The sequence below is a fragment of the Streptomyces anulatus genome (assembly GCF_000721175.1).
Classification (GTDB): domain Bacteria; phylum Actinomycetota; class Actinomycetes; order Streptomycetales; family Streptomycetaceae; genus Streptomyces; species Streptomyces anulatus_C.
In genome coordinates, this window is record NZ_JOEZ01000004.1 from 53,050 (window position 1) to 71,648 (window position 18,599).

16 protein-coding genes and 1 pseudogene are annotated in these 18,599 nt (G+C 71.6%); 4 read left to right on the forward strand and 13 right to left on the reverse strand.

Annotation, left to right across the window (positions count from 1 at the left end):
* Nucleotides 1–39: 39 nt before the first annotated feature.
* The 4 genes from IG90_RS0105540 to IG90_RS40605 are packed head-to-tail and all read right to left on the reverse strand — an operon-like array spanning nt 40 to nt 4,259.
* Nucleotides 40–1,164, reverse strand: a complete 1,125-nt coding sequence (locus IG90_RS0105540; RefSeq protein ID WP_051860004.1) for a UDP-N-acetylmuramate dehydrogenase — start codon at nt 1,162–1,164, stop codon at nt 40–42.
* Nucleotides 1,165–1,180: 16 nt separating this feature from the next.
* Nucleotides 1,181–2,218, reverse strand: a complete 1,038-nt coding sequence (locus tag IG90_RS0105545) for a serine hydrolase domain-containing protein (protein WP_030578409.1) — start codon at nt 2,216–2,218, stop codon at nt 1,181–1,183.
* Nucleotides 2,218–3,501, reverse strand: a complete 1,284-nt coding sequence (locus IG90_RS0105550; RefSeq protein ID WP_157846293.1) for a UDP-N-acetylglucosamine 1-carboxyvinyltransferase — start codon at nt 3,499–3,501, stop codon at nt 2,218–2,220. The genes IG90_RS0105545 and IG90_RS0105550 overlap by 1 nt, the downstream gene beginning before the upstream one ends.
* A 32-nt stretch (nt 3,502–3,533) precedes the next feature.
* Nucleotides 3,534–4,259, reverse strand: a complete 726-nt coding sequence (locus IG90_RS40605; protein WP_030578415.1) for an LbetaH domain-containing protein — start codon at nt 4,257–4,259, stop codon at nt 3,534–3,536.
* A gap of 240 nt (nt 4,260–4,499) precedes the next feature.
* Here IG90_RS40605 and IG90_RS46625 point away from each other — a divergent pair.
* The 4 genes and pseudogenes from IG90_RS46625 to IG90_RS0105570 form a co-directional block, all read left to right on the forward strand.
* Nucleotides 4,500–4,664 (forward strand): annotated as a pseudogene (locus IG90_RS46625) (helix-turn-helix domain-containing protein); the annotation flags it as partial.
* 198 nt (nt 4,665–4,862) lie between these two features.
* A complete protein-coding gene (locus tag IG90_RS0105560; RefSeq protein ID WP_233435939.1) occupies nt 4,863–5,852 on the forward strand; it encodes an XRE family transcriptional regulator in 990 nt (329 codons plus the stop codon).
* A 150-nt stretch (nt 5,853–6,002) separates the two neighbouring features.
* Complete coding sequence (locus IG90_RS0105565; protein ID WP_030578426.1) at nt 6,003–6,845, forward strand: SDR family oxidoreductase; 843 nt, start codon at nt 6,003–6,005, stop codon at nt 6,843–6,845.
* A gap of 102 nt (nt 6,846–6,947) precedes the next feature.
* Entirely contained in the window at nt 6,948–7,514 is a 567-nt protein-coding gene (locus IG90_RS0105570) for a peptide deformylase (protein ID WP_030578429.1), read from the forward strand.
* A gap of 77 nt (nt 7,515–7,591) precedes the next feature.
* Here the strand turns inward: IG90_RS0105570 and IG90_RS39170 are convergent, their stop codons facing one another.
* The 9 genes from IG90_RS39170 to IG90_RS0105615 all read right to left on the reverse strand — a co-directional run bounded on the left by IG90_RS39170 (nt 7,592) and on the right by IG90_RS0105615 (nt 18,491).
* Nucleotides 7,592–8,521, reverse strand: a complete 930-nt coding sequence (locus IG90_RS39170; RefSeq protein WP_078585201.1) for a carbon-nitrogen hydrolase family protein — start codon at nt 8,519–8,521, stop codon at nt 7,592–7,594.
* A gap of 64 nt (nt 8,522–8,585) precedes the next feature.
* Nucleotides 8,586–9,344 carry a PIG-L deacetylase family protein gene (locus tag IG90_RS0105580; RefSeq protein ID WP_030578435.1) on the reverse strand — a complete coding sequence of 253 codons (759 nt, stop codon included), beginning with the start codon at nt 9,342–9,344 and terminating at the stop codon, nt 8,586–8,588.
* A gap of 40 nt (nt 9,345–9,384) precedes the next feature.
* Nucleotides 9,385–11,697 (reverse strand): methyltransferase, FxLD system, encoded by a 2,313-nt coding sequence (gene fxlM, locus IG90_RS0105585; protein WP_030578437.1) that lies wholly within the window; start codon nt 11,695–11,697, stop codon nt 9,385–9,387.
* A 43-nt stretch (nt 11,698–11,740) separates the two neighbouring features.
* On the reverse strand, nt 11,741–12,397 hold the full coding sequence (locus IG90_RS0105590; RefSeq protein ID WP_030578440.1) for a M15 family metallopeptidase: 657 nt from the start codon (nt 12,395–12,397) through the stop codon (nt 11,741–11,743).
* Nucleotides 12,394–13,434, reverse strand: coding sequence for a bifunctional GNAT family N-acetyltransferase/NUDIX hydrolase (locus tag IG90_RS41565; RefSeq protein ID WP_030578442.1), 1,041 nt, complete (start codon nt 13,432–13,434; stop codon nt 12,394–12,396). The genes IG90_RS0105590 and IG90_RS41565 overlap by 4 nt, the downstream gene beginning before the upstream one ends.
* Nucleotides 13,431–14,876, reverse strand: coding sequence for a phosphotransferase (locus IG90_RS0105600; RefSeq protein WP_030578445.1), 1,446 nt, complete (start codon nt 14,874–14,876; stop codon nt 13,431–13,433). Before IG90_RS0105600 ends, IG90_RS41565 begins: the two co-directional genes overlap by 4 nt.
* Nucleotides 14,873–15,742: a class I SAM-dependent methyltransferase gene (locus IG90_RS0105605; protein ID WP_030578447.1), complete on the reverse strand. Its 870-nt coding sequence runs from the start codon at nt 15,740–15,742 to the stop codon at nt 14,873–14,875. Before IG90_RS0105605 ends, IG90_RS0105600 begins: the two co-directional genes overlap by 4 nt.
* Nucleotides 15,739–17,007, reverse strand: coding sequence for a protein-L-isoaspartate O-methyltransferase family protein (locus IG90_RS0105610; protein WP_078585202.1), 1,269 nt, complete (start codon nt 17,005–17,007; stop codon nt 15,739–15,741). Before IG90_RS0105610 ends, IG90_RS0105605 begins: the two co-directional genes overlap by 4 nt.
* A complete protein-coding gene (locus tag IG90_RS0105615; RefSeq protein ID WP_030578455.1) occupies nt 17,004–18,491 on the reverse strand; it encodes an NUDIX domain-containing protein in 1,488 nt (495 codons plus the stop codon). The genes IG90_RS0105610 and IG90_RS0105615 overlap by 4 nt, the downstream gene beginning before the upstream one ends.
* Between the last annotated feature and the right edge of the window lie 108 nt (nt 18,492–18,599).

The window sequence follows — 18,599 nt, forward strand, 5'->3', positions numbered from 1 at the left end:
CCCTGCGCCGCTCGATCGTGGCTGCGCCCGGTTCGGCCCTCACCAGAGCCGACTCACGACAGCAGGAGGCCGGTTGGACGAGGACGACTTGGCGACGGCTCGGTGTGAGGGCATGGCCGGGACTTCCCACGATCCTGTGGTCAGGCCCGGACGAACGGGCTCCGGACAAAGTCGGATGCCGTACGCCTCAAATACTTCGGCGGCGAGTTGCCGCAATGCCGAGGTGAAAGACGCTGCTGTGGCATCGTCACGGGTGGTCAGTGTCAGAGTCCGGGTGGCGGAGCAGTACACCCCGGGCCCGATGCGGGTTCCGGGACGGTAGCCGCACTGCTCCAGCAGCCACCCGGCGCTGGTGCGCTGGGGTCCGCTTCGGTCGCGGTGGACAGGGCCGCCGGCGCGGCGTACGGCTGCTTCCTGGACCGGGGTGATGACCGGGTTGAGGAAGACGGAACCCGCCTGCCGAGCATCGGGGCCGGAACCCGGCAGGGCGAGACCTCGCTGCTCCCGGTCAGTGATCACGGCCTGGGCGGCCTGGGTGAGCGGTGGCCGGGCCCCCAAGGGGACCCCCATGGCGTCGGCGAGGTGCCGGTAGGCGACCGGGGCCGCTGATGCACTGCGGAGGAGGCGCAGGGCGAGGGCGAGGATCGTCCACCGTCCAGGCTGGGACTTAAAGGTGCTGGCGCGATAGCCGAACCCGCAGTCAACCGCGCGGAGTTCGACGATGCGTTCGAGGTGCCAGTCGAAAGCGATGACGTGGGTGAGGGTGTCAGATATCTGCTGTCCGTAGGCACCGGTGTTCTGTACCGGGGCGGCACCGGTCGTGCCGGGGATGCCGCCGAGGTACTCGATGCCCGAGAGACCCTGGTCGACGGCGAATGCAACGAGTGCGGAGAGCGGTTCTCCCGCCTGTACGACGACCTCCACGAGGTCGCCGCCAAGCGGGCGGACGGTCGCACCGCGGGTGGCCATGCGAATCACGGTTCCGGGGTATCCAGCGTCGTCTGCCAGGGTGTTGCTGCCGCCGCCGAGTACGAACGGCGCCGTGCCTTCACCCGACGCGGAGCGCACGACGTCAGGCCAGACGGCGGGGTCGGTGTGTGTGAGGAGACGGTGGGCTGGTCCGCCCAGGCGAAGCGTGGTGTGGTCGGCCAGCAGCTCCCCCATGGGGCGCCTCCGTGTGTCAGGTGGCGGAGATCGTCTTGAGTGCGAGTTCCCGCAGAGGGGCGATCTTGGTGCGGGCGTTGCCGCCGTAGACGGCGTTGGCGCAGATGACGAGGTAACGGCCGGTCTCGGGCGCGAGGTAGAAGCTCGTGCCGGTGAATCCGTGGTGGTACGCGACGCGCCCACCGGCGGCGAGGATCCAGGACTGGCCGCGGTCCAGGCCGGGCTCGATCGGGGCCTGGGGGACGAGGCTGGCGTGCAGCCAGTTGCCCAGGCCGTGCTCATCGCCGTCCGCGTGGGCGGCCAACAGCCGCTGGGCGTATACCGCGAGGTCGCTGGCGGTGGAGAACACTCCGGCGTGGCCGGCGATCCCACCGAGGAGGCTGGCGTTGTCGTCGTGCGGGGCGCCCCAGATGCGTGGGGCGCCGGGGATGCGCTGTTCGGTCGGGGCGACCTTGGTGGTGCGGGCGACGGGCCCGTACACGGTGGTGTCCATCCCGAGCGTTCGCCACAGAGCCGCGCCGAGTTGGTCGAGGGGGCGACCCTGGATGTGGGCGAGGGCCAGGCCGAGCAGGATGTAGCCGCGGTTGATGTACCGGTGCTGGCCGGGGGCGTCTTCCAGCGGTTCGCGGCACAGGAGTTCGTGCAGCGGCAGGTCGGAGCCGCGGTAGTGGTCGAGGCGCGTGGAGGCGCGAAGGCCAGAGGTATGCGCGATCAGCTGGCGCACGGTCGCCTCACCGCTGGGGGTCTCGCTGTTCATCGGCGGCAGGAAGTCGCGGATCGGGGCGTCGAGGTCGAGCAGCCCCGCTTCCAGGGCCTGGCCGATCAGGGGCCAGGTGGCCACGACCTTCGTCAGCGAGGCGATGTCGTAGACGGTGTCCTGGTCGGGCTCGGTGTCGCCACACTCGGGAGCGACCTTGCCGACGCTGAAGAAGTCGGGGCTCGCGCCGGTGGTGCCGTAGGCGATGACGCCACCGGGGGTGGCGCCGTCGGCGACGACCTGGTCGAGGGTGTCCCGGAGGCGGGTGGTGTCATCGGCGGTGAACGGGACGGGCATCAAGGGCCTCCGGGGATGGTGGTGATCTCGGCTCCCAGCGTGGCCAGATTGGGCAGCAGGCGTGCGTAGCCGCGCTGGAGATGGAACATCCCTCGGATCGTAGAGGTGCCGTGGGCGGCGAGTGCGGCGATCAGCAGTGCGGTCACCGCGCGGATGTCCGTAGCCTCCACCGTGGCGCCGTTCAGGCGGGCCGGCCCCCGGACGCGGAGCGTTGAGCCGGTGACGGTGATGTCGGCGCCGAAGGTGCGCAGGCCCTGAACGTGGGTGTCGCGGCGGGGGTAGATACGTTCGCCGATTGCCGAGGTGCCGTCGGCTCGGGTGAGCATCGCGGCCAGCTGTGGCGCGGTGTCGGTCGGCAGGCCCGGGTGCGGGCCGGTCGCTGCCTCCACGGGCTGAAGCGGCCCGTGGAGGCGCGTACGCACACCACCGCTCGCCTCGTCGGCCAAGGTGATGCCGGCCGCGGCGAGGGTGCGGGTGAGGCCGGCGGGGAAGTCGGCGGCGGTGATGTTGTCGAGGTGGACGCTGCCGCCGGTCGCGGCCGTGGCCATGACCATGGTGGCGGCCTCGATCCGGTCTCCGGCCACTGCGAACGAGCCGCCGGCGATCCAGTCGCTGCCGGACACATGCAGGCCCTCCTGGTCGAGGTGGACGATGACGCCCCGGTCGGCCAGGAAGCGGGCGGTTTCGGTGACTTCCGGCTCGGTCGACGGATGGGTGATCAGGCTGGCGCCGTGCGCTCGGGCGGCCAGCAGCATCGCCGTCACCGTCGCCCCGAGGCTCGGCCCGTACGGCGTGTTCACATCCACGGTGAACGCCCGTACCCGGCGGGCATCGCACCGGGCGCGGATGCCGGTGTCGATCGCGATGACCTCGGCGCCGGCGGCCTGCATCGCCGCGAGGTGCCGGTCGATCAGGCGGGGGCAGAACGCGTCGCCGCCGGGATAGGGGAAGGTCACCTGCCCGGTGCGGGCCAGCACCGCCGCGGCCAGCACGGCGGTCGTGCGGACGCGGCGGCCGAGCTCGGGATGAACGACCGGGCAGATACCGTCCGGCGGGGTCACCGTGAAGCAGCCGTCCCCAGTGGCGACGTGAGCTCCGGTGTGGCGCAGGATCTGCGCGCACACCCCGGTGTCAATGATGTCCGGCGCGCCGGACAGGACGACCGGGACGTCGGCAAGGAGCGCGGCGGCGTACAGGTGCAGGGCGATGTTCTTGCTGCCCTGCACCGGGATCCGGCCGGACAGCGGGCGCCCGCCGGTGACCCGCACGAGGGTAGTGTCCATGGCGTCGCGTGTGGGTGCGGTGGCCACGGCCGTCACCGGACCCGAGAGCCGGCGGGCAGGAAGCCGCCGATGTGGTCGCGCGGGTAGACCACCGTGCCCGGCCCGATCAGGGTGCCCGGCGAGAGCACGGTTCCGGCGGGCAGCGCCACCTCGTCGCCGATGACAGCGCCGAACTTCGTCTGACCGGTGGGGATCCGCTGCCCATCGAGGTTGACGGTGATCTCCTCGAGCGCCGGCTCGGCGACGGGGCCGCGGTCGCACCGCAGTCCGGTGGTGGAGCAGAACGAGCCGATGTTGACGCGCCGCCCGATGACCGAGTCGCCGATGAAGCAGGGGTGCTTCATGAAGACGTGCCCGGCCAGCAGGCTGCGGGTGATCTCCGCGCCGAACCCGACCCGGCAGCCGGGGCCGATCACGCTGTGGTCCCGCACCAGCGCGCCGGCCGCCACGACGGCCCCCGCGCACACCAGGACCGGTCCGATCACCTGGGCTCCCGCCTCGATGCGGGCCCCCGCCTGGACGATCACGTCGCCCTGGAGCAGTGCGCCGTCCTCGACCACGCCCTGCCCCGCCCGCAGGTCCTCGCCTCCGTGGTCAAGGTCGGCGGCCATCGTGGCCTTGATGTCGAAGACGTTGGAGCAGCCCGCCAACAGCCGGGCGATGTACGGGCCAAGCCCCTCGGGACGAACGTAGTAGGCGGGGATGAGGCGGTCATCGGCCGCCGGCGCCGTGGACGGGATGGGATTCGCGGACTGCATCAGGACCTCCCGGAATCTGGGGCGGCCCGTGGCTGCGGGCCGCTCGCTGTCGAAGGTCGCTGCTGCCGGCCCAGCGCCGGGAGAGGCGCTGTCCTGGCTTGCAAAGCCGTTTGCACCTCATGCAAACGGCCTGTCAGCCATGCAGTCCTAGGACTACGGTGGGAGCGGCGCAGCCTCGGCTAACGGCGGGAACGAGGTTCAGATGCGATTAACGGATCACGAGCGCCCCAGGGGGCTGATGTGAAGCCCGGGGAACTGGTACGTCAGACCCGGAAGGCGAAGGGCCTCACGCTCGCCGAGCTGGGCACGATGACCGGATACTCCGGGGCGCAGGTCTCCCGGTACGAGCGGGGCATCTCGCCGATGACCGACGTCGACGTCCTGCGGTGCTTCGCTGACGCCCTGGAACTCCCGCACCAGGCATTCGGCCTAACGCCGCCCGCACCCCGGCCGGACACTCGACATGGTCAGCCGGTCGCCGCAATCAGCGTCTTTCCCCGGCTCCCCGACCCTAGGGTAGGTACACCCGGGCGGGAGGACGGTGAAGAACCGGTGCGTCGACGCAAGTTGCTCGTGGGCCTAGCGGCCACGGCCGCTGCCCCATTGCTCGGGACCGGAGACGCGCAGGCCGAGGAGGCCCTGCTGGGCGACTTGCTCGTCACCCGCCTTCGGGACGCGATGCTCGGACTTGGAGCGGCCACGGCCGCGCCATCGTCGCCCGAGGCGCTCGTCACCGACTTCACCCGCGCGCTCGCCGACTTCGACGCCTGCCGCTACGCATCCCTGGCCGTGCGCCTGCCCCGCCTCATCCGCGTCGGCCACGCGCTGTCCACCACCAGCGGCGACGACACGGAGCAGCACGCTCTCCTGGCCAAGAGCTACCTCCTGGCGACCCGCATGCTCGTGAAGATGGACGAGCAGCAGCTCGGCTGGATGGCGGCCGACCGCGCGCGGCAGCTCGCCGAGTCGGCGGGAGACGTCCTCGCGGTTGCCGAGTGCGCCCGTCAGCTGGCCGTGCTCGCCAGGAAGGCGGGGTGGCATGACCAGGCGCTGTCGATCGCGCTCTCAGCCGCTGATCACCCGGATCTGCGAGGCACCGGACGCGCCGGGGCTGCGGTCCGCGGCCTCCTGGTCCAGAGTGCGTCGTACACCCTCGCGCGCCGAGGCGACCGGGACGGAATGCGGGACCTGACCGACGAAGCTGCCGCCATCGCCAAGGAACTCGGCGGTGCCACCCTGCTGCGCGACCACGGCGGCGGCTTCAGCCCCCTCACCGTGCAACTTCACAGGATCAGCGCCAAGAACCACGCCGGCGATCCCCGGGCCGCGCTCGATGCCGCTCGCACGATCTCGCTGAAGGCGCTGCCCAGCGTCGAACGCCGCTCCCGCGCCCTCGGGGACATCGCCGTCACCTACGACCGCCTCGGCCGCCGCAGCGACTGCGTCCGCACGCTGCTGGCCGCCGAGCGATGCGCTCCACAGGAGACCCACGCCCGACCTGCGACGAAGGCCTTGATCTCCAGCCTGCTGGTGTCCGGCCCCACGTCAACGGAACTCCGCGGCCTCGCCGAACGCAGCGGCGTTCTTGCCTGAGGAGAGAGCACTGACCGGCTGGCCAGGCCGACCGACAGCCGGAGCGGTATGCGTGGTTCGGGCCGACGCTCATGCCTCCTTGGCTGGCTGATCGGTGATTTCTGCCGAAGTAGCTCGGGGCGGTGGCGCTCGCCCGTAGCGTGAGGCGGCATGACTGTACTGATCATCGGCGGCAACGGCTTCCTGGGCGCCGAGCTGGTACGCCAGGCGGTGTCCGCCGGCCTGCACCCCGTCGCCACGTTCCATTCCCGCCCCGGTGACGACGGGGCGACCTGGCATCACCTCGACCTTCGCGACCCCCTCCGCCTGGAGGAAGTCCTCGAAACGGTGGCTCCGGCCGTGGTGATCAACGCAACGAGCGGCGGAGCGGACTGGGCGGTCACCGCCGAAGGCGGGATCCGCCTCGCCCAAGCCGTGGCCGGCCAAGGAATCCGCCTAGTGCACGTCTCCAGTGACGCCGTCTTCTCCGGCACGGGCCGCGACCGCTACGACGAGTCCTGCCTTCCGGACCCACTCACTCCCTACGGGGCCGCGAAGGCAGCCGCCGAGACCGCCGTACGCCTCCTATGCCCCAACACCGCGGCCGTCGCCCGTACTTCCCTGATCATCGGCAACGGCCGGTCCGAGCACGAGCGGCTGGTGCATGCGCTGGCGGACGGCACCCGGCAGGGCGCCTTGTTCACCGACGACGTCCGTTGCCCCGTCCACGTGACAGACCTGGCTGTCGCTCTGTGGGAGATCACCCGGTCCGACGCCGCCGGCGTGTTCCACCTCGCTGGGCCGGACGCGCTCAGCCGCTACGAGCTGGGCGAGCTCATCGCCCGCCGCGACGGGCTCGACCCCGCCCGGCTGGCCTCCGCACGCCGCTCCGATACGGGGCTGCCCGGCGGGCTCGACGTACGACTCGACAGCCGCACCACCCAGCAGAAGCTGCGCACCCGGCTCCGCGGCGCCCGCGAGTTCCTGAGCGGGAACAGCCCGGAGCTGACCTGACAGTCACCCACCACCCTGCCTCTATTGAGGGCGAAACGTGCCGCCCCGTGACAAGCCGTGGGCAGACTCTCCATGACCGTTCGCGAAGGGGGAGATGGTCCGATGCGACCCAGTCAGCAGATGCGCGACCTCGGCATAGTTCAGTATGGCGCGCCTGTCCTGCGTGACCCCGCCCGCCCCTTCGCACTCCCCGACGAGCGGGAAACCCTCGACACAGTCGTCGGTCAGCTCCTTGAGGTCATGGAGCGCATCCGCCGCGCGCACGACTTCTCTGGCAAGGGCCTGGGCCTGGCTGCCCCGCAGATCGGCATCGGCCGGTCCGCAGCCGTCGTCCAGCCTCCTGGATCCGACCCAATCGTTCTGCTCAACCCCCGTGTCACCGACGCCTCCGAGGACATGGACGAGAGGTTCGAAGGGTGCCTGTCGTTCTTCGACGTACGGGCACAGGTTCCCCGACCCCTGCGGATCACGGTGGAAACGATGACAGCAGCGGGCAGTACCGAGAAAGCCGTCTACGAGCGGGGCGACGCGCGGCTCATCGCGCACGAAATTGATCACCTCGACGGACTTCTGCTGATGGACCGGATACGGCCCGGCGTGAGACCGGTCCCCGTCGAGGAGTACCGCAGGACGGCCGAGGCCACTGGCCGACCCTGGTCGTACGAGTAGAAGGAGGCGGGGCCGACCGTGGGCGGGCGCGACATACTCGCGACCAAGAAGCTCTGGCGGGTCAGGCGCGGGCGTTCTCAGAAGGCCGTGCGGATGTCGCTGCGCGGGTCCCCGTCTACCAGCCGGTCCTCGTACAGCCCTTCCTGCGCCCGGCGGCGCCAGGGCCGGGCGTACCGAAGAGCCACGTCGATGTCCGGGTCGGCCGAGTCGAGGTCGATGTCCGCGACCGCCAGAGCAGGCTGCCCATCGGCGGGGCACTGCGCCAGCCACCGACCGCCGGGCGCCACGATCCCGGACGGCACCGTGGCGCTGAACTGGGACGGGACGGAGTAGCCGACCCAGTAGTTGTAGAGCGTCCCGTACGCCTGGGCGACACGGGCACGGGGCGCGTCGTCGACCATCACCGACAGCAGGACGCAGTTGACGTCCAAGCGCTCGTACTCGGCAAACACCTCCGGGAAGTTGGCCTCGATACACAGCGCGAAGCCGAACCGAATCCCGTCCACCTCGACGACGAGCGGCTGATGTCCAGGGGAGTACAAGTAGGACACCTCGGTGTGCGACAGGAACCGCTTGTCGTACCGTGCGACCAGCTGGCCGCGGTCGGAGACGACGTAGAGGCTGTTGTGCGGTCGGTTCGGCGGTGTGAGCGGGTGGATCGATCCGAACACCGTCCACAGGCCAAGCCTTCCCGCCAGGACGGTGATCGACTCCGCTTCCTCGCGCAGGACATCCCACGCGGCACGGCTCCAATCAGCCGGCACCAGCTCGCCCGCCGTGCCCGCCGCCATCACGTGCTTGCTCGGATAGGTGACTGCCCCCTCGGGGAACTGCACCAACCGCGCACCAGCCTCGGCGGCCTCAACCATCAGGGCCCGGATCTCCTGCCCGGCCGCCCGCAGTGCTCCTCGATCAGTGGGGTCTTCCGGCACCGTGCTCTGTGCGACTGCCAGCCGCAATGTCCTGGCCACACTGGGGCGTTCGTCGGGTGCAGAAGTCGTCGTCATCTCTCTCCGATCGGTGAGTGCTTGCTCGTGGGCGGTGAAGGGTGGTCGGCACGGGGCTGCGGTGTCAGATGGATAGCGCGGCGGAGTCGCCCTTTGTGGGGCCGGGGGTGAGGCGAGTGAAGTACTCGGTTTGGATGATCTGGGTGCGGTCGGCTTCGGGAAGGCGGGCGAGGATGCCGGGCAGTGGCCGCTCGCGTGCGACCTCACCGCGGTGCGCGAGGATCGCGCGCCACTTCTGCTCCAGCCAGGGGGAGACGTCGACGGTGGTGGTGGCGTAGGCGTCCGGCACCGCGAGCGCGGCTTTGCCGACGAACTCCAGCAGCGGCCCGAGTTCGCCGACACCGGACTCGGGGTGCGTGGCGCAGTACACGGCGCGCGGTTGCCAGGGCTTGCCGGCCGCGGGGTGAAGGTGCGGGAGCCCCGCGTCCTGAGCGGCGAGGAGAGCGGCCTGGTGGGTGCGGCGGTGGTCCGGGTGACCGGTCAGCTGGCCCAGGGCGTCGTGCGTTACCACGATGTCGGGGCGGAACGAGCGGATCTGCTGGACCAGGGCGGCGACCACCTCGTCGAGTGGCGCGTCGACGAGCCGGGGACGGCCGGGGGCCGCCCTTTCGTTGCGGGCATCGCCGTATCCGAGCATGCGAGGGGCGCCCGCGCCGAGCGCCCGCAAGGCGTCGGCGAGTTCGGAAGCCCGCGGACTGTCGGGCGCCCACGTCATGGTGACGACGGCGGTGCGCGCGTGCGCGGCGGCGTGCTGGGCGAGGACACCGCCGGCGAGGAGGCTCTCGTCGTCGGGATGGGCGAACACGCCGAGCAGGGACGGCATCGTCGAGGACGCCGCCTTCTCGGGGATCAACTCGTCGCAGTCAGGCACGCTGTCCCCCTGCGGCCGAGAGGCTCAGTGCGCCGGCGGGGGTCCGGCCCGGCCACTGGAGGACAAGCCGTGCGCTGGGCTTGTCGAGCACATCGCCGGGCGGCAGCTGGTCGTCGGGCGTTGCGGCCGGGTGGACGGTCATCGGCGGATAGCCGCTCTCGCGCACCTCGCGGTCCCAGACGCGCACGCACTCGGCGAAGCGCTCCGCCACCTCTTCCGCTGCTGGGCCGTAGGCGTGGATGAAGAACTCCGTCATGCGGTCGGCCGGCTCCGGGGCATCCCTGACCTTCCGGTAGGTCAAGTAGGCGAGCGAGCCGTCCGCCAGGATCGCGGCCGCGTCCTGCTGCTCCACGAACGTGGACCCCTTCGGCGCGGACAGACGGCAGAACCCCGGCAGGGTCGTCGCGGCATAGACCTGCAACGTCTCGAAGTTGAAGATCCCCCGGACGACCAGGCCCGTGGAGCGCTCGTGCCGGGGACCGCGCAGAGCCTCGTCGAGACCGGCGGTGTCGCCGGGCGTCCCGTCCTCCCACCGCACCGTGACCTTGCCGTCGGCCAGCCGCACGGCGGGGGCGGTCCGGGCGGCCGCACCGCGGTCCCGCACGAACCCGCAGTACGTCCAGCGCTCGCAGTGCAGCACGTCGCCGCGCCGGACCAGGGTGAGGGAGCGGGTGTAGCCGCCCATCTCCAGCGGCACGACCAGCCGGGCCCCGTCGGCGAGCTGCTCCCGCCATGCGGGTGCGATGTCGGACGCGTTGTGCGTGATCACGATCCCGTCGAACCCGTTGGCCGGGACGTGGCTCGGCGCTCCGAGCCCGCCGTCGCCGAGGACGGCGGTGACCCGACCGCTGCCGGCCTCCGCGCACAGCCGCTGCGTCCGGTGCACTACGTACGGGTCGACGTCCACGGTCACCACGCGCCCGCGTTCCCCGAGGACGTGGGCCAGGAGCTCCGCGTTGTATCCGCCGGAGCCGACCTCCAGCACGGTCATCCCTGGCTCCAGCCGGAGTTGCTCGATCATGTCGGCCTGCAGCCAGGCCGCGGAGACGGAGCTGAGCGCCCTCTGGGGTGACTCCCGGACCGTCACCACGGCGAGGTCGTCGTGGTAGGCCGTCTCCAGCCGGGTCTCGGGAACGAACCGGTGCCGTGGCACCTCACGCAACGCGGCTTGGACCCGCGGCGAGGGCGCCCAGCCCTTGCTGATCACGATGTCCGCCATCCGCTCGCGCAACCGGACCGCCTCGGCCGGCTCCCCGGGCACCGGAGGGACGGCGGCGGAGCACGCGTAGGAGTGGACCGGCGGGAGCCCCGGCAGCACCCCGGGCCACACCGCGGTCAGAGCCTGGGCACTGGGCGCGAAGATCTTCCCGAGGGTCACCAAGGTGTTCAGGTCTTGGAACTCCCAGCGTACGAAGCGGTGTGGCTCGGGCAGAGAGAGTTCACCGTCCCAGCGGGAGATGCGGACCACGGCGGTGACGCGGCGTACATCCAAGCGGTCGTCGTGCAGCACGGTGATGACGTGAGCGTCCTCCACGCGCGCCGTCAGCCCGGTCTCCTCGTTCAGCTCCCGCACCGCGGCCGCTGGTGCGGCCTCGTCTGTCTCGATGCGGCCGCCCGGTAGCTCCCACATGCCTCGTGTGGAGCGGCCCAGCAGGACCCGGCCGAACGTATCGGTGACCACCACTGCGGCACCGAAGACGGCCTGCGGCTCGGGTCGCAGCTTCTCCTCCGCGCTGAATCCGGCCGGTCCGCGCAGGACCAGCACCGCCAGGCCCTCCGCGTCGAACTGCTCGACGTCCTCGAACCCGTCGGTGATCGCGGCTAGTTCGTTCTCGTCCAGCGCGATGTGGCGCCGCTCTTCCGGCGTGTTCTCCACGATCGGCGTGATGATGACCAGCGCCCCACCCTCGCGCAGCCGGGCGGCCAGAGCGCGAAGGACACGGGCGCGATCGCAGACGAACGCGATGCACAGCCGCAGCACGATCAGGTCGTAGCCGTCCTCGGCAAGAGCGGCCAGGTCGTCGCGCTCGACATCCAGGCTCAGCCAGCGCACCCCCTCCACCCCGGCGTGCTCCGCGCGGGCCCGCTCGAGCGCGCCCTCGGCGAAGTCCGCTCCGTCGACGGTGTAGCCGAGCGAGGTGAGGTAGACGGACATCTCGCCCGTTCCGCACCCTACGTCGAGCGCGCGGCCGCCCTCGGCTGTCGGGGCATGCTCGACGAGCAGGCGCTTCTCCTCGTCGCCGAGCCGCCGGAAGCCTCGCCCTTCGGTGTAGTGCTCGGACCAGTCAGTCCGGGTGTATCCCACAGGTCGCTCCTCGTTCGTGAAAGGCGGGGGTGGTGGTGCGGTGTCAGGGCAGTTCGACGGGGCCGTAGAGGGCGGCCGGCTGCTGGGTCTGCAGCGCCCAGTACCGGTCGCCGAACGACCAGTGCCACCACTCGGTCCCGTAGTTGATCAAGCCTGCGGTGGACAGCGCGTCGCCCAGGGTGGCCCGGTTCGTGCGGGCCCGGGCGCTCAGGTTGGGGGCGTCGGTGTAGCAGGCGCCTTCGGACTCTTCAGGGGAGGCGTTGACGCGCGTGCCCATGTCCAGCTCGCGGCCCTGGTGGTCGATCAGCGTCACGTCGACGGCCGCGCCGGCGGAGTGCGGCGCGATCTCCGGCGGTGACACGAAGCGGCTGGCGGCCTCCCGGAGCTCGGCGGCCTTCCAGCCCGGGTGGGCGCGGGCGAGCTCGTCGGAGTACTCCTCGAAGTACCGGCGCTGCAGGGAGGGGGGCCGGTAGCCCTCGATGAACAGCAACTGCACACCGCCGGGGAGCAGCGATTGCGCCTGCTGGAGCCGCGTGAGCACCCCCTGACGGACGTGAGCCCAGGCGCCCGCAGCGTCCTGCTTGCGGTCGTCGACCATCAGGCCGTGTGCGCGGGCGTCGAGGAGGACCTCGCCGCGCTCCTGGACAGGGATCGCGGCGACCCGCCGGTCGGACATCAAAACGATGCTGCTGGCGCTCATGCGTTCCCCCAGGTGTCGACGTATGCGGCCACGCCGGTGCGGCGGGCCTCCTCCACGGCGCGCAGCCGCACGAAATCGCGGGCCGGCATCAACGCCTCCCACTCGGCCAAGGGCAGGACGCGGGCCCCGTCGTGCTCGCGCGGATTGAGGGTGATGCCCCGGATCTGTTCATCGGTCAGGCGACCGCCGTCGAAGATCAGCTGCAGAGTGCTGTACGGACGCTGCTCCCGGGGCAGCCCGAACACGGTGGCCAGCAGCCGGGGCGGCCCCGCGGCGGTCATGCCGGTCTCTTCCCGGCACTCGCGCACCACCGCGTCCCAGGGCCGCTCGCCCAGATCCATCGCGCCACCGATCATGTGCCAGGGGTGGCCGGGGGAGTAGACGGAGTGCAGCTGCAGGGGCCGGTCGTCCTCGTCGGTGACGTAGAGGCACACGTACGCGGCCGCCCGGGGCAGTGAGTCGGCGTACTGCTGCGGCGGCACCCACGTCGAGTCAGGTTGCGCACCGGGCACAGCACCGGCACGTTGACGGTGGCGGGTCATCCGCATCAGCGCCGGGCTGCCGCTGAAGCCGAGCTCCCGGTACAGGGGCGCAGCCTCCGGGCTGGTGTGCAGCTCGAACAGGGTGACGTCCTCGATGTCGGCGAGGTAGTCGAGGAGCGCGGACAAGACCGCCCGGGCGTAACCGCGGCGGCGGAACTCGGGCTGGGTGGCGACGATCTGTACGCGGGCGGCCCGGCCCCTGGGGTAGGCCGGGGCCGGGAGCACGGGGTGGATCAGGCCGAGGGCGCAGGCGGCCATCGTGCCGTCCGGGGCGTCGACGACGAAGGCCCAGGCGTCTCCCTCCGGCGTCAGCCGTGGCGCCAGCTCGTCCGTGCACTGCCGGACCCAGTCCTCGGTGAACGGTGCGCACAGGACGTATGCGGAGCGCATCCGGGTGATGGCTTCGGCGTCAGCGGGGGTCGCCGCGCGGACCGGCGGCCGTCCGGCGGCGTCGCTCGGCTCGGCTGCGGCAGTGGGTGCTGTGTCGGCGTTCACTGGGCATCTCCTGTCGGTGAGAGGGCGGCACAGTGCTCGGCGCGCAGCCGAGCCAGGGTTCGCCGGCCGCGTTCGACCAGTTCGGGGTCACCGTGGGTGGCGCCGTAGGCGATCCCGCTCACGGAATCGAGCGCTGCGTCGATGAGGAGGCGGGCCTGTTCGGCGGCGGTCAGGGACCTGCCGTACCCGGCCAGGAACGCCTTGAAGAGGTCGTCGCGGCCAGCCCAGGCGTCGGACAGGCGCACCAGATCCCGTACGGCCGGCCCCGGCTCGCTGCGCTCGAGGTCGATCACCGCCACGAAGACCTCACGGTCGTCCGTCTCGTCGGCGGCGTCGGGGGTGGCGAGGATGTTGCGGAGCTGGAAATCTCCGTGGGTCTCCACCCACTCCAGTGGTGGCAGGTTTTCGGCCTGCCGAACGAGCTCGCGGACGAACTCCTCATCACCCTGCTGCAGATGAGACCGCGCCCCGGCCAGGTGCCGGTCGGCCTTGGCCACGGCCGGGCCGCTGCCGGCGGGAGCGGGCCGTGGGGGAGAGGACTGGTGGATGCGGCGGGCCAGCGCCCCGATCCGGTGGAAGACCTTCCTCTCCCGCTCCGGGGCAAGGACGGCGCCGTGCAGCGGGCGGCCCGGCACCGCGGTGAGGACCACCGCCCGCAGGGTCTCGTCGGCGGCGACCAGCCGGGGGGCGGCCGCCCCCAGCCCCGGTGCCCACGTCCGTAGCCCCCGTACTTCCCTGCCGTGGAACCGCTCGCTCTGGTGCACCTTCACATACCAAGTGCCGCCCTGGACGCCGTGGACCCGCCACACCCGGCTCTCCTCGCGCGCCCACGACGTATCCGTCCACTGCGCGACCCGGCCGACCGCCCGCTCCGCAAACTCCACGACCGCAGCGTCGGGACGGGCGGCAGATGTCTGGCCGGTCACGTCCGGCACGATGAGCAGCCGGTCAGCACCGGCGTCGAAGGCGATGCTGTCGCCGGGCAGTTGGAAGTGCAGGGCGAGCCGCGCGCCGGCGCTGTAGGCGTCCAGGCCCGCACGGCAGTAGGCCACCATTGGGGCGGGCAGGGCGGTAAGGGGTGCCCAGTCCATCGCGTCGCAGACGTCCGGCTCGGCAATCTCCGGCTCGCCCTTCCACCGCCGGACCTCGAAGAAGTGCCCGGTACGACTGGCGCCTGCTGGGCTGCGGTGGTGCACGGTCACGGCGGCCCGCACGTCGGCCGGGTCGAGGACGACTCCGGTCTCCTCCCGTGCCTCGCGGATCAGGGCGGTGACCACGTCCTCGTGCGGACCGTCCAGATGCCCCGACGGTAGGTGCCACAGGCCGGCGGCGTACACCTGCCCGGCCCGCCGGGACAGCAGGACCTGCGGGCCGTCGGCGGTCTCCCGGCGCAGGATCAGGTGGACGTCCACCGGCTCGGTGTGCCGCTGCTCGCTGCTCATCGCGCTCCCTGCGGACGCCGGGCGAGCAGAACCCTGAACGTCGCTTCCTCGACCAGAGACCCGTCCACCGCGTGCGCGTGGAGAACGGCGAGGGCTTCGTCCTCGAATGCCTGGTGCCGCTCTGCGAAGAGCTCGGGAGCGGCGAACGACGTGGTGCGCAGGTAGCCGAGCACCTCGTGCGGCGCCCAGGCGCGGGTCACCGGGAACAGGTGCTCGGTGACGTCTTTGAAGGACGAGTCGGCGAGGTCCTCCTCGTACGAGCGGCGGGGCTCGGCGTAGGCACGGCGGGCGCCCGCCCGGCGCTCGGCGCCCAGGTAGCGCTGGATCAATTCGCGCAGCGCACGGGTCCAGTCGGCGTCGTTGGTCCACAGGCTCCCGTCGCCCATGATCGCCACTGCGCCGCCCGGTGTGGCGACCCGGTCGGCCATCTCCAGGACCGCCTCACCGTTCATCCAGTGGTAGGACCGGCAGAAGGTGATCAGGTCCGGGCCGGAGTCCGGTTCGCCGGGCAGCGTCGCGAGCGGCTCGTAGACGTCGGCCGCCGCGTGGACCAAGGTGAGGGTGCAGTGGCCGAGCACGGGGGCGAGGGCCTGCCTGGCCTGATGCAGCATCTGCGGGCTGACGTCGACCGCTTCGATGTGCGTCAGCTCAGCGCCGGCGGACAGGAGCGCGAGGGGCACCTGCCCGGTTCCGGTGCCCAGGTCGAGCAGCACCGGGGACGGCCGGTCCCGCAGCGTGCCGGCGAGCAGGCACACCGCCGCCTCCGGCAGGCCCGGGCGGTGCCGGGCGTAGGCCAACGCCGCGCCCTCGAACATGATCTCCTGCTCCGGTGCAAGGCCCGGAAGGGGCCCGTCGGGGTAGGTCACGAGGTGGCTCCCTCATCGAGCGGGTGGGGGGCGGATAGGTGCCAGGACAGGCGCCCGCACTCGGACGCCGCGCACTGCCCGCCGTCCGCGTCGAAGTAGAGGCGGTACCGGTCGGGGGAGCGTGCGGCCCGCCACCGGTCGGCGAGGTCCTGGATCTCTTTCCAGATGTCCCGCGGCCCTTGGACGGTAACGCTCCAGCGCCGGTGGCCCACCGGCTCCACGCGCATCCAGGATCCGCAGCCAGGTGCGCCGATCGCCAGGTGCTCAGACCCGAAGTCCCGCACCAGACCGCCTCCAAGGAGATGGTCGGCCGCCAGCCAGAATCCGCGGTCGCTGTCCGCGGGCGGCGACAGCATGCTCCGCTGGGTCCACGTGCCGGGCTCGGTGTCCATGCGCTGCCGGAACTCCTCGCTGAGCCAGATCCGCGCCATGCCGTGCCCGGCACGGTGGGCGAACTCCACGGCCCGCAGCTCTGCCGTGATCCGCCCGTCGGCGGTGCGTCCGACGACAGCGAGGCCGGGCCACGACGGGGACGCGCTGGTCACGTGCGCCAGCAGCTTGCCGTCGGGCGCGAGCTGCTCGACCAGGGCCGTCGGCACGCGCTCCACCGTGTACGACACGAAGATCCGATCGAACTCCCGGCCCGGCACGCCCTGTTCGCCCGATCCGCACACCACCTGCGGCCGAAAGCCGAGGTCGGCCAGCCGGGCAGCGGCCGCGTCGGTGAGGTGACGGTCCCGGTCGAGGGTCGTCACCCCCCGGTCGCCACAGACCCGGCAGGCCACCGCGGCGGTCACCCCCGCGCCCGTCCCGACGTCCAGCACGCGCAGACCCGGGCGCAGATCCAGCTCTTCCAGCAGCGAGGCGGTCAAGCCCATCACCGTCGACATCGACGTGATCGACGCCCCCGACCGCGTCCCCCGTGCCCGACCCAGCAGCGGCTCCCCGTCATGCTGGACGAGCACACTGGCCCCGCTGTACAGCAGCCCGAGGAGCTCGGGGCGGTCCTGGGGCGCCGACCAGTCCAGCAGATCCCAGCGCGGCGGCTCTTTGCCTGGGGCACTGCGCCGTACGTACGCCTGCGGCATCAGCACTTCGCGGGGTAGCGCGAGGAGGGCGTCGCGGACCGGGCCCGGCCGCAAAGACCCTTCCTCCTCGAGTCGGGCGACCATCGCCGCCCGCGCGGCTGCCGGATCCGCTTGTGCATCCGTCGGTGTGGTCCCGCCGACCGGTCCGGCGTCGGGACAGGTGTCCAGAGTGCTCATCGCTCGCCCCAGCCGTCCTCGGAGTACGCACGCCCCCGAAGGATTCCGTCGATCGCCCGTCGGGTGTACGGCACGACCGCGGCCGGAAGTTCCTGCGGCTCCCACCAACGCCACTCCACGCACCGGTCGGGCTCCAGGACCTCCGGGTCGCCGGTCCAGGAGCGAGCCTGGAAGACGAGCGCGATCCTGGGCCGCACGTTGGGGGAGTCGACGTGGTGCACCGTGTGGACGAGGTCGACGTCCTCGGGCGCGATGGTGAGGCCTGCTTCCTCCTTCGCTTCCCGGACCAGGCAGTCGATCGCGGCTTCCCGCTCGCAGTGGCCGGCCAGGAAGTGCCAGGTGTCCGGCGCGAAGGCGGAATCAGGGTGGCGCCGGCCGAGGAGGATCCGACCCTGGTCGTCCTGGAGATGGAGGTGGACGCCGACGATGTGCAGCTCGGTCCCCGGCGGGGCCTCCCCTGGCAGCGAATCGGTGTCGTCCGGCGGTCCCTCGGGCGCGGGGTGCTCGGCCGTGTGGCGCCGGATCAGCTCCCCGAGACCGGGGCTCAGGCGTAGCCGGTCGAGCATGTCCACAGTGCACCACGTCAGCAGGACACCTTCGCGGAGCACCATCGCCTCGGCATCTCCACTCCAGCGCCCGGCGTAGACCTGGATAGGCACCGCAAGGCCGTCGACGCTCGTTGCCTCCTCCACGGCGAACGGCACCAGTTCCGTGGGCTCCAGACCCGGCACCTCCTCGGCGAGCTCCCGTCGCAGCGTCGCCTCAAGGCAGGAATCGTCCCTCGTGCGGCCGCCACCGAGGAGGGCCAGCACCCAGGGCTCCCAGATGCCCTCCCGGTCATCTCGTAGATGAAGGAGGTACCGGCCGGCCCCGTCGTGGATCAGGGCGCTCGCGTTGACGGGCTCAGGGCACCCATCGAGGCCGTCCGCCTCGGCGGCCAGGAGCTTGGCCCGCAGAGTAGGGGACCGCACATCGGCGTACGGGAGCCACTGGGCCCCGGCGACTTCCTCGTCCTGCAGAGCGAGCGCGGGCGGTCGCTCGGCGGTGAGGTAGAACGCGAAGCGGAAGTCGAAGTGCTGGTGAGCGGGCTCGCCTTTGGCCGGGTTGGCGTCGATGTCATGGACGTCCACGTCGATCGGCTCGTCGAGGAACTGCGGTGTCAGACATAGGTCGCCGGGGCGGAGCCCGGCCTCTTCGCACACCTCGCGCACGGCAGCGGCCAGGAGCGTACGGTCACCCGCCTCAACGTGGCCGCCGGGGCAAAGGAGCAGCCCTGTCACCCGATGGCCGATGTGGAGCACCCGGTGGTCGCGGTCGATGACCACGGCGCTGCAGGTCACGTGTCCGGGCAGCGTGGCGCGGCTGGTCGGCTCCTCGGCGGCGTCGAGGACAGCCAACAGCCCTTCCAGGGAGTCTCGTTCCTCGGCATGTCGGCTGAGATAGGTCTCGATGGTCGCGCGGATATCAGAGCGGGAGGGCGGCACGTGATCACCTCGGGACGTGTGGGACGGGATGTACGGGCTGGGAGGGAGAGGCGTGCCTGGCGGCGGGTCCGCCGATGACGGCTCCGGGCCGGGGTGCGTGTGCAGGTG